At 59.6% G+C, this 13,817-nt stretch carries 17 protein-coding genes; 7 read left to right on the forward strand and 10 right to left on the reverse strand.

What is annotated here, in order from left to right:
- Positions 1–155: 155 nt before the first annotated feature.
- Positions 156–1,097 carry a DMT family transporter gene (locus NW828_RS03315; protein WP_238376852.1) on the forward strand — a complete coding sequence of 314 codons (942 nt, stop codon included), beginning with the start codon at positions 156–158 and terminating at the stop codon, positions 1,095–1,097.
- A 24-nt stretch (positions 1,098–1,121) separates the two neighbouring features.
- On the opposite strand, the gene NW828_RS03320 is transcribed toward NW828_RS03315, so the two are convergent.
- Complete coding sequence (locus NW828_RS03320; protein WP_414381492.1) at positions 1,122–2,249, reverse strand: iron-containing alcohol dehydrogenase family protein; 1,128 nt, start codon at positions 2,247–2,249, stop codon at positions 1,122–1,124.
- A gap of 223 nt (positions 2,250–2,472) precedes the next feature.
- Here NW828_RS03320 and NW828_RS03325 point away from each other — a divergent pair, with 223 nt between their 5' ends.
- Both NW828_RS03325 and NW828_RS03330 read left to right on the forward strand, forming a co-directional pair.
- Positions 2,473–2,745, forward strand: coding sequence for a hypothetical protein (locus NW828_RS03325; RefSeq protein ID WP_414381495.1), 273 nt, complete (start codon positions 2,473–2,475; stop codon positions 2,743–2,745).
- Positions 2,746–2,868: 123 nt separating this feature from the next.
- On the forward strand, positions 2,869–3,120 hold the full coding sequence (locus NW828_RS03330; RefSeq protein WP_414381498.1) for a hypothetical protein: 252 nt from the start codon (positions 2,869–2,871) through the stop codon (positions 3,118–3,120).
- A 23-nt stretch (positions 3,121–3,143) separates the two neighbouring features.
- Here the strand turns inward: NW828_RS03330 and NW828_RS03335 are convergent, their stop codons facing one another.
- The 7 genes from NW828_RS03335 to NW828_RS03365 all read right to left on the reverse strand — a co-directional run bounded on the left by NW828_RS03335 (position 3,144) and on the right by NW828_RS03365 (position 9,318).
- A complete protein-coding gene (locus NW828_RS03335) occupies positions 3,144–4,433 on the reverse strand; it encodes a PLP-dependent aminotransferase family protein (RefSeq protein ID WP_414381500.1) in 1,290 nt (429 codons plus the stop codon).
- 22 nt (positions 4,434–4,455) lie between these two features.
- Positions 4,456–5,577 (reverse strand): hypothetical protein, encoded by a 1,122-nt coding sequence (locus NW828_RS03340; protein ID WP_414381502.1) that lies wholly within the window; start codon positions 5,575–5,577, stop codon positions 4,456–4,458.
- A gap of 178 nt (positions 5,578–5,755) precedes the next feature.
- On the reverse strand, positions 5,756–6,340 hold the full coding sequence (locus NW828_RS03345; protein WP_414344494.1) for a hypothetical protein: 585 nt from the start codon (positions 6,338–6,340) through the stop codon (positions 5,756–5,758).
- A 131-nt stretch (positions 6,341–6,471) separates the two neighbouring features.
- A complete protein-coding gene (gene pyrF, locus NW828_RS03350) occupies positions 6,472–7,179 on the reverse strand; it encodes an orotidine-5'-phosphate decarboxylase (RefSeq protein WP_414381505.1) in 708 nt (235 codons plus the stop codon).
- A complete protein-coding gene (locus NW828_RS03355; protein ID WP_369791761.1) occupies positions 7,176–7,604 on the reverse strand; it encodes a DUF6464 family protein in 429 nt (142 codons plus the stop codon). The genes pyrF and NW828_RS03355 overlap by 4 nt, the downstream gene beginning before the upstream one ends.
- A 485-nt stretch (positions 7,605–8,089) precedes the next feature.
- Positions 8,090–8,890, reverse strand: coding sequence for a peptidoglycan editing factor PgeF (gene pgeF, locus NW828_RS03360; protein WP_414381507.1), 801 nt, complete (start codon positions 8,888–8,890; stop codon positions 8,090–8,092).
- Positions 8,887–9,318, reverse strand: coding sequence for a DUF3119 family protein (locus tag NW828_RS03365; RefSeq protein ID WP_414381509.1), 432 nt, complete (start codon positions 9,316–9,318; stop codon positions 8,887–8,889). The genes pgeF and NW828_RS03365 overlap by 4 nt, the downstream gene beginning before the upstream one ends.
- 238 nt (positions 9,319–9,556) lie before the next feature.
- Here NW828_RS03365 and NW828_RS03370 point away from each other — a divergent pair, with 238 nt between their 5' ends.
- Positions 9,557–10,468, forward strand: coding sequence for a diguanylate cyclase (locus NW828_RS03370; RefSeq protein WP_414381511.1), 912 nt, complete (start codon positions 9,557–9,559; stop codon positions 10,466–10,468).
- Between the two features lie 21 nt (positions 10,469–10,489).
- Here the strand turns inward: NW828_RS03370 and gcvH are convergent, their stop codons facing one another.
- Together gcvH and NW828_RS03380 are read right to left on the reverse strand one after the other, a co-directional pair.
- The gene (gene gcvH, locus NW828_RS03375) at positions 10,490–10,879 is read right to left on the reverse strand and encodes a glycine cleavage system protein GcvH (protein ID WP_011432013.1); all 390 of its coding nucleotides are present in this window, start codon (positions 10,877–10,879) and stop codon (positions 10,490–10,492) included.
- An 82-nt stretch (positions 10,880–10,961) separates the two neighbouring features.
- The gene (locus NW828_RS03380) at positions 10,962–11,867 is read right to left on the reverse strand and encodes an alpha/beta fold hydrolase (protein WP_414331097.1); all 906 of its coding nucleotides are present in this window, start codon (positions 11,865–11,867) and stop codon (positions 10,962–10,964) included.
- A gap of 142 nt (positions 11,868–12,009) precedes the next feature.
- Between NW828_RS03380 and NW828_RS03385 the strand changes: the two genes are divergently transcribed.
- The 3 genes from NW828_RS03385 to NW828_RS03395 all read left to right on the forward strand — a co-directional run.
- A complete protein-coding gene (locus NW828_RS03385) occupies positions 12,010–12,957 on the forward strand; it encodes an NAD(P)H-dependent glycerol-3-phosphate dehydrogenase (RefSeq protein WP_011432015.1) in 948 nt (315 codons plus the stop codon).
- Positions 12,958–13,233: 276 nt separating this feature from the next.
- A complete protein-coding gene (locus NW828_RS03390) occupies positions 13,234–13,599 on the forward strand; it encodes a response regulator (protein WP_011432017.1) in 366 nt (121 codons plus the stop codon).
- Between the two features lie 140 nt (positions 13,600–13,739).
- Positions 13,740–13,817: helix-turn-helix domain-containing protein (locus tag NW828_RS03395; RefSeq protein WP_414381514.1), on the forward strand; the 78-nt coding region annotated here is incomplete at its 3' end.

Raw genomic sequence — 13,817 nt, forward strand, 5'->3', positions numbered from 1 at the left:
CATGTCTTGGGATCCCCATCTTTTTCCCCCTGGGAATCAGGGGGGCCGGTGGGCAGCAAGGAGTGCCCAGGGGCGCAGTTCGGATCCCTGGAAGTCCGTTTAAGCTGAGAGTTCAAGGCTGAAAACTTAGTGCCTAAACCATTTGGGTGTGAGCTGTGACTTTGGAGATGTGGTATCGCCACCAGCTGAGCCGCTTTGCAGAGTGGGGAAAAATAAGGCTCTGGCAAGGAGTTGCCCTGAAGCTGCTGGCCACTGCTTGCTTTGCCTGTTTAGGCGCGATCATCCGGCTCAACACTCCCGCCCTTCACCCCTTTCAGATTGTGTTTTTGCGCAACCTATTCGGGTTTCTCGCCCTGTCGCCGCTGGTGTTGCGGGCTGGGATCCAGTCTCTGCACACCGCCAAGATGGAGTTTTACCTCCTGCGCTCGGCGATCAGCACGGTGGGGATGTTGCTCTCCTTTTGGGCAGCCAGCCTGTTGCCTCTGGCAGAAGCTACGGCGCTGAGCTTTGTTCAACTTTTGTTTGCCGGCACGATGGCGGTATGGGTGTTGGGCGAGCAGATGCGCTCGTCCCGCTGGCTGGGATTGGGCCTGGGGTTTGCCGGGGCTTTGGTGATGTTGAGGCCAGGCTTCCGAGAGTTTTCTCTGGGAACAGGGCTGGCCTTGGGGGCGGCAGCACTCTTTGCCTGGGTGACCATCGTGCTCAAGATCCTCTCCCGCACCGAGTCCAGCCTCACGATTACGGCCTACATGGGCCTGCTGCAGACCCCCCTTTCCTTTCTGGCTGCCGTCTGGGTTTGGACCTGGCCTTCTCCTGAGCAGTGGCTGTGGATGGTGGCCATGGGGCTACTGGGCAGCATTGGCCAGGTGGCCCTCGCCCAGGCCTACAAGCTGGCTGAGGTGACGATGCTGCTGCCTCTGGATTTCTCCCGTCTGCTCTGGGCCAGCCTAATCGGGTTTTGGGTGTTTGCCGAGATCCCGGATGGGTGGACTTGGATGGGCGGAGCCTTGATCTTGGTGGGCGCCACCTCTGGAGCCTACGGCGAAGCCCGCCTGCCCACAATGCCGACCCAGGCCCGTACCGGCGGAGTTGGATAGCAGACAGATATCCTCTGCCAGGACTTACAGCCGAGGGAGAACAGGGCTGGAGCTGGTCAGGTCTGTGGTGGTAAGGGCCACCAACAGGGCTTCTGGACTGACGGGGAAGGGCAGGTGGTGGATGTCGGATCCTGGCTGGCAGGCCACTTGGGCAGCATGCAGCAGGTCGGCGGATCCCAAGTGACCTAGCTTGAGATCCCGCAAGTTGAGGGGCAGCCCCACCTGGCGGTAGAACTCCAGCAACTGGGTACGTGCTGCCAGCGCCAACTGGTTTCCTTGCAAGATCTCCTCCAGGCGCAATTGCACCAGGATACCGAAGGCTACTTTTTCTCCGTGCAGAGTGGCCCGATGCCCCAGCAAATGGGTTAGCCCGTTGTGGACAGCGTGGGCAGCCACCGTCCGACATTTGGCCCCACCCATGCCGCCGACGATCCCTGCCAGGCAGATGCAGGCATCCACCACCTGCTTCCAAGCGGTTCCGCCCGGCTCCCTCAAGGCCGCCGCCGATTGCTGGAGGAGCAAATCCCGCAGGACGCGGGCCTGCTGCACTGCCCCAATCACCAGGGCATCTTCCGATGCGCCGCTGCTGACAGAAGACTCGTACCACTTGGCCAAGGCATCTCCGATCCCAGCCACTAGGGTGCGCGCTGGAGCTTGCAGAATCAGCTCATAGTCCAGGATCAGGGCAGCAGGGGCGCGATCCAGGCTCACATCCTGCTGAAAAGCGCCGCTGTCGGAGTAGATATTGGATAGGGCACTCCAGGCGGCACAGGTGGCAGCAGAGGTGGGCACGGTAACCACCGGGATCCCCAATCTGTGGGCCACCAGCTTGGCCGTATCCAGAGCCTTGCCCCCGCCTACCCCCAAGATGCCGGTTGTGGACTCCGCCATGGCTAGCGCCTGCAAACGCGCCAGCTCCGACTCGCTGCAGTCTACCCCGTAGGTAGTCCAGTGAACTTGGAGGGCGGGATCCCGGACGAAATTGCGCTCCAGGGGGGCCTCAACTACAGCCAAGGAGCGTTCCCCCCCGATCACCAGCACACGGGATCCCAGTACCGCAAGGGGCACAGCTTCCAGAATGCCGCTGCCGCGGTACAGCCGACCTGGGGCCGGAATGGCAAGATCCAATTTGTAAGGAGAGGCGCTTAGCATTGCAAGAAAGGGCGAGAAAAAGGACTCCGTCCCGCTATCGCGGTAGCTCAGTGTCCGTGAATACAGATAACGATTCTAGCCGCAAAAAGGGCTGCGCACCGCTGGCGCGAATGCAGATGGCTCACCTAAGGTCTGGCTATAGTTGTTGAAGCTGGTCATCCCCTCAACTCTTCAGCCTCTAAGGCCTCCGGATCGCTGACAGTTCTCAGCAAGGGATCCCACCATGAACCCCACAACTCAACATCAGCTCATGCTTAAAATTGTGGCCGGCTCTGCTTGGGCCGATGGGCATTTGGAACCCCAGGAATTGGCCTACTTGGGATCCCTGCTGCGCCGCTATGGTTTGGAGCACGATACCGAGCTGCGAGAAGTAAACTACCCGACCCTGACCTTCGCAGTACAGGGCGAGCTTTCGGTAGCCCTGCAGTTGGCAAGCCAACCACGAGCCTCTGGGGTGGTTTACAGCACCCCCAATCGACCGTTACCAGTGCCTTAAACAACCGTTTCTGGTGTCCGCAGTACAATTATAACCATGGAGGCGGACTTTCCTCTCGACACCGACCCTACGGGTACAGTGCGGGGCTCCTGCGATTTCTAGCTGATCCAAGAGCCTATCCCGATGGAGCAAACCGAGCGCTGGATGGCCGATTATCTTGCCCAGGCTAGCGAAACCGAGCGTATGCAACTTTTGGGAGCAATCGGCAACCTGATGATCGCGGACGACACGGTCTCTCCAGAAGAGCACACCCTCTTGGATGACTACTACACCCTCATGGCCGGGATCCCGGCTCGTCCAGAAGCTGCACCTAACCTGGTGAAGGGCGTTGGGCAATTTTTCCGGCGCGTGGCCAAGGCTGTGGGGGGCAGGTGAGCGGGAAATCTGCGCTCTGGGCTTCAAGGATCCATGCTTTTGGAGAGCTCCTTCCCTTGCTGCTCCGCACCGCTGGCGCGAGAGTGCATCAGTCTGTGCAGTTGCTCCCCAATAATCTGGATGCCGCTGACAATGCGCTCTTCCGGTTGGTAGCTAAAGGCGAGGCGCAGGGCGTGCTCCCCTTGGCCATCGGCAAAGCAGTGGGTGCCCGGCAGGAAGGTGACCCCCAGGGCGCGAGTAGCCTGCAACAAGGTGCTGGCGCTTAGGGAAGGGGGCAGCTCACACCAGACGAAAAATCCACCCCCAGGGGCCTCCACCTTGACTTCGGGCGGAAAATATTGAGCGATGGCCTCCAGCATCACCTGGCACTTTTCTCGGTAGCGACGGGTGAGGAGTTGAATGTGGCTTTGCAGACGGCCCTCCCCGCAATAGCGGGCCACCACCCGGCCCAAAAAGGGCCCCAGGGATCCCTCGCTGCGAAACATCTCCAGGCGGCGGATGATCTCAGGGTGACCACAGGCCCAACCCACCCGCACCCCCGGCACCACAATCTTGGAGAAGGTGCCCACATGAAGAACCCAGCCTTCCCGATCCAGCGCAGCCAAACTGGGCAAGGGATCCCCGGCAAAGCGCAGGTCGTAGTAGGCCTCGTCCTCCACCACCACCACACCGTACTCAGCTGCCAACTGCACCAATTTCTGCCGCCGTGGCCCAGAGAGGGTGCAGCCTTTGGGGTTTTGGAAGGTGGGAATGGTATAGACAAATCGGGGGCGGATCCCTTGGCGAGCCAGATCGCGCAGCACCTCTTCCAAGCGATCCACCACCATGCCCTCCCCATCCACCGGAATCGAGATCAGACGCGCTCCTGCCGCCGCAAAACGGCTGACAGCCCCCATGAAGGTGGGCCCTTCCACAATGACTACATCCCCCGGCTCCACGAAGACCTGAGGCAACAGGCCGAGGATCTGCCCAGAGCCATAGCCGATCAGTAGGTTTTCCGGCTGGGCCTCTACCCCTCTATCCCGCATCAACTGCAGCACCACGTTGATCAGCCCGGCAAACGTGCCGCCGTAATTGAGGGCATTGTCCCCATCCTCTGCCAACACCTCCGCCGTGGCCCGCGCCAAGTCGGCCTTGGGAAACAGGCGCGGATCCGCCAGCCCAAAAGTAAAACTGGTAACCACCGGTGCTGCACCTGGGATCTCCGCCCCGAAAGGAGAAGGGATCACAGCCTGAGCCCGTTGGGCAAAAAGGGTTTGCAACAAGGGCCGCGAAGTGCTACGCGGTGCCGATGCGGACGAGGTCTGGGTCATGGCAAGCAAGAGAAAGAATACCTTAGGCCAATGCCTGCCACGATAGCAAGAAAGAACTGCCCAAGAGCAGGGATCCCAAAACCCGCCGCCAGCTCCGGTAGGGGATCTCTGCTAAGACACCACCGGCGCTCAGGCACAGGAAGGGGAGCACCACCAAACCCCAGCGAGCACTTTGCTGTAGGGTGTTCACTTGGGGATCCCAAAACACTGCTGCCAGCACTCCCACCCAGAGGACATGGCCCAAGCCGGCCAAGCTGAGCAGGGCTTGTTGCCGTTCCGCCCAAGGCCAGCCCAACCGCACCAAGCTCAACCCCAAGGGCAGCATCAAAGTAGCCAAAACGGCCAAGCCACCTTGGGAGCTGAGAGGATGGGGAATCACCTCAGCAGAGGTAGCCGGCAAATTAAACCGTCCCAGCCAGGAAAGCCCCATCACCAGCAGCAGCAAAAGCAGTCCTGATATTCCGAGCCGCTGACGCGAACGCAACGGTTGCCGTGGCCACTGCTGGCTCGTCCACAGCCCCGCCCAGAGCAGAGCCAAGGGCCAAACCTTATAAGACAGGGCACAAGCTAAGGCCAGACCCCACCAGCGCAAGGTGGATCCCGGCCCAACACCACAACTGCAAAGCAAAACCAGGCTGCCCAAAATCTCGCTGCCTGGCTCCAACCCTTGGGTCAACACCCAGGGGCTGAGTCCCCATAGACCGGCACTCCAGAAGTTGCCCCAGCTCCAGCACAACAGCAGAATGGCCAAGCAGGCCATAGCTGAGAAGATGTGCAGGATCCCTTCAGCCGAGATCCCGGTTCCCTGAGCCAGCCAGGGCAGTAGCCTGTCGGCAAAAGCGCTCCGCACCACTGACGCGAACGAGTGGTAGAGAGGCAGTTCCGGTTGGACAAAAGTCAGGGATCCCTCAGAACTGCTCACCGGCAAAACGCGCCACCACTGCAGAGGAGCCGGTTGCCCCCAAGAGCGGAGTCGCTGCCCCAAAAGAAGGCCCATCCCTCCCCATAGCAGCCAGTGGCCCATGAAACCAAAACCAACCAAACGCCGACGGCGATGGTTGTCCCTGTTGGAGGAGCTCAGGCGGGGAAATGAGCCGCGGGGCAGCCGCTTGCCCGGGCGGGGTGTGGCGGGGGGAAACTTCATGGGTAAACCCTAGCCTGTTCGCATGAGCAGTGCAGAACACTATCCCTACACGGGGTGGGCCCTCGACCGGCAGCAGAACATCCAACGCCCTCTACTCTTGGCCGGTTGGGGAGAAAAAGTGCCCCTTCGTTACTTCCAAAAGAGAATCTCCCCGCGTGACATACTCCCGCACTCATCGCTAGAGAGAAGGTCTAGTCAACTCTAGATCGCCCGTCAAGGGGCAACCCGACTGTTGCCAGCGGCGGATGGCCTGGGCAGTGAGTCCATTCGTTACATCGCGAATGGGGATCCCCGATCCGGTTACCTGCAGACGCACCAACCGCCAGGGATCCCCAGGAGCAGCCCGCAGAACATAAGCCTCGTAGGCCAGTTGCAGGGTTTCGCTGCGCCGACCGGCCAAGGAGTTGCCCTCCTTTTGGGGGTGTTGGGGCAAGACCAAGCGGCGCTCCAGCGTGGTGAAATACAGCCGAAAAGCTTCTGGCGAAACAGCAGTTGCGGTGTCCGGCAAAACCGGAGCCAGCTCCTGTTGGCGTAAGCGGGCCGGAGACCCTGGAGAGAGCATTTCAACCTCCGGCTTCCCCACCAGCACAACCTGAAACTCAGAGCGGGAGCGGCTCAAGGCCAGATTGAGAAACAAAGGCAACTGCTCCGTTAGAGCCTCAGCCCAAACCTGAGGAGCAGCCAGGCAAGTTTCCCCTCTTGCCGGAACGAAATGCTCCGCACCCCTAACGCGCCCAGGAGTGCTGACCAGGCCCAAAACCACCGACAAACCGACTCCTAGCCAACATCTCCTGCCGGATCCAGCCGGCCTTTTTTCAGGGATCCACTGCACAAGCCTACGGCGTCGTTGCATTACAGAACTACCCCAATAACATCGGGCATCTCCCCACACCCTCACCCGGCAGCATCCCATGAGGCTTGGAAGCGCTGCAAGGCGGCCATGGGATCGGGGGAAGCGGTGATGGGGCGGCCCACCACCAAATAATCGGCTCCTGCCCGCAGAGCTTCGTCGGGCGTGCAGATGCGCCGTTGATCATCCTCACCATCCCCCCCATTGGCCTGGCTCAGACGGATCCCGGGAGTAACCAGCAAAACCTCCGGCCCCAAAGCTTGGCGCAGCCGCGAGACCTCCTGAGGAGAGCAAACCAGTCCGGTAAAGCCTTGGGCTTGAGCCAGCCGGGCCAAATGCAACACATAGTCGGCGGGATCCATCTCGATGCCTAGTTCCTGTCGCACCTGCGGGGGGCTGAGGCTGGTTAAGAGGGTAACCGCCAACAGCCGACAAGAACTGCCCTGGGCGGCTGCCACGGCTGAGCGCAACATAGCACTGCCACCGGCGGCATGGACGGTGAGCAGATCCACTCCATAGCCGACGGCCACCTCCGTAGCCCTCCCCACCGTGTGGGGAATGTCGTGCAGCTTCAAATCCAGGAAAATGCGCTTGCCCCTTTCCTTGAGAGCCTGCAGGATGGAAGAACCCGCAGCAGTGAACAGCTCCAGACCCACCTTCCACCACAGCACCTGCGGCAAGGAGTCCACCCACTCCAAAGCCTGCTCTTGAGAAGGAGTATCCAGCGCAACAATCAGGCGGTCACCCTTCATCGGGGCTCATTCCGGGGCTCATAGTGGGGACAGCCCTCACAGGGGCCGCAGGGGTTGACGGCGCAGCGCAACTCTGGAGAATGGGCATTGTAGCGGCAGGTGGGATCCCCGATGTATTCTGGCGGCGAAGCCACGTAAGTGTAAACAACCACGCCCCCAAATCCTATCGGGCTGACGAAGAAACGACTGGTGGTGAAAGATTCGCCAGAAGGGTTGAGGGTTTCCTCAAAGGGTTCTGGCTCAGGCTCCAGCTCCACTTCCTCCTCCAGATTCCAGAGGGCTTCCCACTGCCTAAGGGTTTCCTGTAAAGGCACAGCCAAGTGCTCTGCCAGCTCCATCAGGGCAGTCTCCAAAGAGGCCAAACTTTCTTCGGCCACTTGGGCAAAGGCTGCAACCCATTCCTCCAAAAGTTTCTCAAAATCCATGCAGCAGCGACCTAGAGGCTCCTTCTTCACCTTACCGCCAGCCTGGGCAACCTTTAACTTCCTCCCCGGCAAACGGCATCCACTAGAGCTTGATTCACCAATGGAAACAGCTCCGCCAGTTCTTCTGTGGATAGGTTTCCGGTACAGACATTGGCGCGAATATGCCACTCTGCCCACATTTGTGCCGAAGGAGCAGCAGGATCCCGGCCCTCCTCAGAACCTGAACCGCCCACAGGTACCCGAGGGAGGCTGCGTCCCGACCCAAGGTTCAGTTGCAGTACGCTGTCACGGTTGATGCCAGTCAGCGAGGTTTGAGCGTTAGCCTCCTCAAGGAAAGCGAGAGAGAAAGCCAAAGCCATCCCAGCTAATCCCCAGAAAACAGCGCGGTAAACCATGGGATCTCCAGTAGTTAGATAGAGCCCTGTCTTGAGCGCAATTATAGCCACTACTTCCCGTTCCTCCGGGCAGAACTGGGTCAAGTCTGCCTACGACCGCAGTCCAATTCCCGACCACTGCACGCGAGGACGGCCCTGCTCATCCTTCAGGGATCCATCGCGGCGGTAGGAAAAGAAATCTTGGGGTTGGCTGAGGGTGCAATGGGGGCTGACGGCAATGTGTTCAGGGGGGATCCCTTGGGCTTGGGCTTGGGCACCGTTGACCCAGCGCAGATCCAGGCGAACCTTGCCGGGCAGAGGATCGGGCAAGAGAGCGGCGCGGGCATCCAGCCCCGGGGGTAAACTGTTCAGCACCAGCTCCGCCACCGCTTCTGACACCTGATAGACCGACCCCGAAATAGAGGGCCCGATGGCCACGCGGATCCCAGCAGCAGGGATCCCCGCCCGGAGAAACTCCTGCAGCACCTTGGGCAAAATCCCCGCAGCAGTGCCTCTCCACCCGGCGTGAATGGCCGCCACCCATTCTCGACTGGCCACCAAAACCGGCACACAGTCAGCGGTGCAGACCCAGGCAGAATCCCCTTGGCGGCGGGCAATGACCGCATCCGCCTGAGAACGGGTAGAGATCCCTTGACCAACAGAGCAGTCCTGCTCTCCCTTCTGTCCAAGGGTTTCCGTGATCCCATCTGCCCAAACCCAGTTGCAGCCATGCACCTGATGGCCCCACGCGGCCCGTTCAGGGGGCAGTTGCAGCCGAGCGGCCAACTGAGACGGGGGATGGGGATGACCTTGGCGAGAGCCAAAAGCATGAGGCCACTCCGCCAAAAGCTGACACTCCAGCCAGCGCCATCTCCCTGCCTGCTGCCAAACCCACAAGGCGGAGCCACTCATTGGCGAGAGCTACCCAGGCCAGCAGTGGGCGGGGATCCTTGAGACCGATGTTGGGCGCGGAGATGGCCCACCCGCTCTTCCAAACACATCTTTAGCTCGGCAGGGTTAAACAGCATCGGCAAAAAATGAATGCTTTTGGTTTCTCGGAAAAAGAACAACACCGGCAGCGGCGGCCAGAAAATTTGCCAATCCTGCCACTCGCTGTAGGGGAACTCGCGGATGCGCCTGGAGCCGCTGTAGACCTGCAGCGCCGTCCTGGTAAAGGCCAGACCGATCAGAGAGGTCTGCACCATCAAAAACAGGCCAAACAGGCCCACCCCTAGCCCCGCCCAAAACGAAAGCCAGAACAGCGGCACCGCCAAAGCCAACACCGACAGGCTGAGGCGAAAATCCGGGGTCAATAGATGGGCAGAATTGGGTCTAATCATGCCCCATTTCTCCTCTCGGGGATCCCAGACCCATTCTAGGCCGCCTCGGCAACTCTTCAGAAGTTAGAAGATTGGGAAAAAAGGAGATAGTAAATGATAAACTCCAGAGTTCCGCAAGTTTACAGATCAGAACCGGCGAGACATCCCTCGCTCACCCAAACACGGCCTGGGGAAAACCGACATAATACGGATATAACGAGTGCTTACTGCTAACCCGCACAATTCGTTGGGCCTCTCCATGCCTCTCGACCCTCTCTCTCAGTTGCCAGAGGAGCCAACCACTCAGATCCCCTTGGAGTTTTACGAGCGCAGACCCCAGCCTGAGGCAACTGCGGCCTTTCTAACGGTGCTCAGCGGCGCCAATGTGGGCATGACGTTTCCCTTGGCGAGGGGTGGAGTTTTGGGGCGCAGCCACCGCGCGGACATTCAGCTCTTGGATCACGCCGTCTCCCGGCAGCACTGTCGGCTGGAAAGAGAAAGTGAGGGTTATGTTCTCACCGACCTGGAGAGCCTCAACGGCACTTATGTCAACGGCGAGCGCATCAGCCGCGTTCTCCTGAAGGATGGAGATCGCATTCAAGTGGGGGCCAGCACCCTCAAGTTTGCCTACTACGACGCGGCAGAAGAAGCCTTCTTTTTGCAAATGGCCACTGCCGCCCTCCACGACCCGCTGACCGGCTTGCATAACCGACGTTTTTTCCTGGAGCAACTGGAGCTGGAGATCCCCTTTGCTCTTCGCCATCGCATTCCCCTCCACGTGCTCTATCTGGATTTGGATGGGTTTAAGCAAATCAACGACCGCTGGGGGCACTGGGCTGGGGATCAAACCTTAATCCAGGTGGCGCGGCGATTGCAAGCTCACGTTCGCCAAGACGATCTGGTGGCCCGCTTGGGGGGCGATGAGTTTGCCCTGCTGGTGCGCGGGATCCCGAACTCGCAGATCCTAGGGCTGGCAGAACGCTTGCGGCAGGCCGTCCAGTCCCTGTCGGTGCAGGTGGAAGCGGAGACCATCTCCCTAAGCTGCAGTGTGGGCATCGCCTCTCTGCTGGAGCTGGGAGAGGGAACTGACCCACAAAGTCTGCTGGCTGCTGCCGACAAGGCCCTCTACCGGGCCAAAGCTGAGGGGGGTAACCGAGAGACTTTGCTGTAGTTCAGGGCCAACTGCTGGAGTTTAGGATCCCTCCACCAAACTGGCGTAGGCTTCGGCGCTCATGGTGTCCTCGAGATCTTCGGGGTTGGCAATGCGCACCTTGATCAGCCAGCCATCGCCATAGGGATCGTCGGCAAGGCTTTCGGGGCTCTCCACCACCGCTGTATTCACGGCCACCACCTCTCCAGAAAGAGGGGCATAGAGATCTTCGACGGCTTTGACCGATTCCACCGAGCCAAAGCTTTCCCCTTTTTCAATCTCTGTCCCTTCTTCGGGCAAGCCCACAAAAACGATATCCCCCAGTTGATCGACGGCATAAGCCGTGATCCCAATCACCGCAATATCATCCTCAACATGGATGTACTCGTGGGTGTCCACGTAGCGCAGATGGGATGGATACTCCAGGGCCATGCCGGTTCTCCCGTAGAATTCAGTGGATTATTCTAGGGTCAACCCTTGAAGATGGTAAAGAGCGGATCCCAAGCCCGGCCCGCTAGAGAAACTCCATCAGCAGCCGATTGACCGTTTGCGGAGCTTCCTGCTGCGCCCAATGGCCGCATTCGGGGATGTACTCCTTGCGCAGGCCGTTGGGGAAAAAGGGATCCATCCCCTCAGTTAGCTCGCGGCTGAGGGCAAAGTCTTCTTCTCCCCAAATCAGCAGGGTGGGGGCGAGGATCTGCCGCATGGGCTGCAAAAACAGGTTCTGCAAGGTGGGCAGGTTAAACAGCTGGCGGTAGTAGTTGAGGGCAGAGGTGAGAACCTTGGGTTTGGAGAGGGCCTCTTGGTAGAGCTTGAGGTCGTGGCGGGTGAAGGCGCTTTTGCGCACCGAGGTTTCCTGGAAAATGCGGCGCACCCAATCTCCCAAATCCCACTGCAGCACCCACTCTGGCAGCCAAGGCAATTGAAAAAAGAACAGGTACCAACTGCGGCGCAGTTGATCCAAGTTGCTCAAGAATTCCCGGCGAAAGCAGGCCGGATGGGGAGAATTGAGGACGGCCAGCTTGCGAATCTCCTCAGGAAAAAATTGCGCCCAGTGCCAGGCAATGGCTCCCCCCCAATCGTGGGCTACGACCACCGCCCTCTGAGCCCCAAAGTGGCTCAGCAAGCCGCGAATATCCTCAGTAAGGGTATCCAAGTCGTAGCCGTGATCCGGTTTGTCGGAATCGTTGTAGCCGCGCATGTCGGGTGCCACCACGCGAAACCGCTGCGCCAACACCGGAATCTGATGCCGCCAGGAGTACCAAAACTCCGGGAAACCGTGCAACAAGATCGCCAGCTCCCCTTCCCCTTGGGTGACATAGTGCAGTTGAATGCCATTGGTAAGGGCATAGCCGTGCTGCCAGGTTCCCATTTTGGCAGCTACCTCAGGAGGAAGGCGGGGGATCCCTGCTTCTGCCATGTCGTCTGCTCTCGAGCTAACCCATGATTTGGTATCCACCCATACTAACCTTTGTCGCCGGTCTTCCCTTTGCCGGCGCAGGCTTTTTGAGAGGCATCCTACGAAGAAAGCTTAAGAGAAAGTCTGCGGGTGAACAGATTAGATGAACACTAGCGCAGAAGGCCAAAGCCCAACATCCCCGCAAAGCGTTGCCATTTTGGGAGCCGGGGCTTGGGGAAGTACCCTGGCAATGCTGGCTCAGGGGCAAGGGCACCGGGTGCGGGTTTGGAATCGCCGCAAGGGCCTGGATTTGGCAGAGGTGCTCCAGGGATCCCAAATTCTCATCTCAGCCGTCTCTATGGCGGGGGTGCGCCCTGTGGTGGAAGCGGTGCGCCAAGTGGGGATCCCGCCGCAGGCAATTTTGGTCTCGGCCACCAAAGGGTTGGATCCACTGCAGCTTCTGACCCCTACCCAAATTTGGGGGGCCACCTTCCCGGAGCAGCCCCTGGTGGTGCTTTCGGGGCCTAATCTTTCGGCGGAGATCCGCCAAGGCTTGCCGGCAGCGGCAGTGGTGGCCAGCCGGGATCCCTGGGCCGCTGTGCAGGTGCAGTATGCCCTTTCCTCGGAGCGGTTCCGCCTCTATACCAGCAGCGATCCGCTGGGAGTGGAGCTAGGCGGCACCCTGAAAAATGTTATCGCCATCGCTGTTGGCGTGTGTGATGGCTTGCAACTGGGGGCCAATGCTCGTGCGGCTCTGGTTACCCGCGGCCTGGCAGAGATGATCCGGGTGGGATCTAAGCTGGGGGCACGGGCAGAAACCTTCAATGGCCTGTCGGGGTTGGGGGATCTGCTGGCCACCTGCCACAGCCGCTTGAGCCGCAACTACCGAGTGGGCTACGGGCTAGGCCAGGGCCAACCCTTGTCGCAGATTTTGGCGGAGATCGAGGGCACCGCCGAAGGGGTTTACACCGCTCCCGTCGTGGTCGAGATCGCTGCCCAGCACGGCATTCAGGTGCCCATCACCCAGGAAGTGCATCTGTTGTTGCAAGGGCAGACCACCCCCACCGCCGCCCTCACCCGCCTGATGGAACGTCAACTGACTTCGGAATAGGCTGCCTTCACTTCTCCCAAAGGAGGAGGGGGGTTTCTGGCATAACCGCAAATCTGCGGATGAGGAAAGTTGTTCCGCACTCTATCAGGATTTTTGCAGAGCAGGGAGATCCCAGAATGAGCGATTTGGCGGAGTTTTTTTTTCCAGAGTTTCCCTATGCTGCAGCTGTAGTTCTTCGACTTGTTCTTGCATCAACTCGGATCTCTCTGGCTCCGGGAAGGCGGACAGTAGGCCCGACAGGTTGGGCCAGGTCTTTGTTTAATTTTTTACAAAGTTATGTCCAAACGCATCCTGGTGATTGAAGACGAACCCTCTATTCGCACCTATCTGCAGAAGGTGTTGCAACGAGCGGGGTACGACACGGTGGCGGCCACCGATGGAGAAGAGGGCTTGCAGATGGTGCGCACCCTGATGCCCGACTTGGTGTTGTGCGATGTGGTGATGCCCAAGCTGAACGGCTATGGGGTGCTGGATGCCCTGAGATGGGATCAGTCTACAGCTCACATCCCCTTCGTCTTTCTCTCCTCGAAAATCTCTCCCGAAGAGATTGAACAGGGGCTATGTTTTGGCTCCGATGCCTATCTGACGAAGCCCGTTGACCAGAAACGCCTGCTGAAAGCCGTTGCTGCCCAATTGTCTTGAGTTGACCAAAAGGCGCGGCAAGCCCCGTCCTTCAGGGCAGGGAAGGATAGCGCCGACCGTAGCCGACGCCCTTTAAAAACGCAGTGCCGGCCATGTGAATATCGTTGTCATCACGCATAGGCCAAGAATACGATTGAGCGGTGCAACGACTTCAAGCCTTCAAGTACGAATTGCTGCCCAACAGCCAGCAGGAACGGCAGATGCGCCGCTTTGCTGGC

It is taken from the genome of Synechococcus sp. W55.2 (assembly GCF_047461635.1).
Lineage (GTDB): Bacteria > Cyanobacteriota > Cyanobacteriia > Thermostichales > Thermostichaceae > Thermostichus.

Excerpts from the sequence above, each read along its gene's own strand:
- NW828_RS03320 (WP_414381492.1), bottom strand. The coding sequence starts at position 2,249 with ATGCTAAGCGCCTCTCCTTACAAATTGGATCTTGCCATTCCGGCCCCA.
- NW828_RS03325 (WP_414381495.1), top strand. The coding sequence starts at position 2,473 with ATGAACCCCACAACTCAACATCAGCTCATGCTTAAAATTGTGGCCGGC.
- NW828_RS03330 (WP_414381498.1), top strand. The coding sequence starts at position 2,869 with ATGGAGCAAACCGAGCGCTGGATGGCCGATTATCTTGCCCAGGCTAGC.
- NW828_RS03335 (WP_414381500.1), bottom strand. The coding sequence starts at position 4,433 with ATGACCCAGACCTCGTCCGCATCGGCACCGCGTAGCACTTCGCGGCCC.
- NW828_RS03340 (WP_414381502.1), bottom strand. The coding sequence starts at position 5,577 with ATGAAGTTTCCCCCCGCCACACCCCGCCCGGGCAAGCGGCTGCCCCGC.
- pyrF (WP_414381505.1), bottom strand. The coding sequence starts at position 7,179 with ATGAAGGGTGACCGCCTGATTGTTGCGCTGGATACTCCTTCTCAAGAG.
- NW828_RS03355 (WP_369791761.1), bottom strand. The coding sequence starts at position 7,604 with ATGGATTTTGAGAAACTTTTGGAGGAATGGGTTGCAGCCTTTGCCCAA.
- pgeF (WP_414381507.1), bottom strand. The coding sequence starts at position 8,890 with ATGAGTGGCTCCGCCTTGTGGGTTTGGCAGCAGGCAGGGAGATGGCGC.
- NW828_RS03365 (WP_414381509.1), bottom strand. The coding sequence starts at position 9,318 with ATGATTAGACCCAATTCTGCCCATCTATTGACCCCGGATTTTCGCCTC.
- NW828_RS03370 (WP_414381511.1), top strand. The coding sequence starts at position 9,557 with ATGCCTCTCGACCCTCTCTCTCAGTTGCCAGAGGAGCCAACCACTCAG.
- gcvH (WP_011432013.1), bottom strand. The coding sequence starts at position 10,879 with ATGGCCCTGGAGTATCCATCCCATCTGCGCTACGTGGACACCCACGAG.
- NW828_RS03380 (WP_414331097.1), bottom strand. The coding sequence starts at position 11,867 with ATGGCAGAAGCAGGGATCCCCCGCCTTCCTCCTGAGGTAGCTGCCAAA.
- NW828_RS03385 (WP_011432015.1), top strand. The coding sequence starts at position 12,010 with ATGAACACTAGCGCAGAAGGCCAAAGCCCAACATCCCCGCAAAGCGTT.
- NW828_RS03390 (WP_011432017.1), top strand. The coding sequence starts at position 13,234 with ATGTCCAAACGCATCCTGGTGATTGAAGACGAACCCTCTATTCGCACC.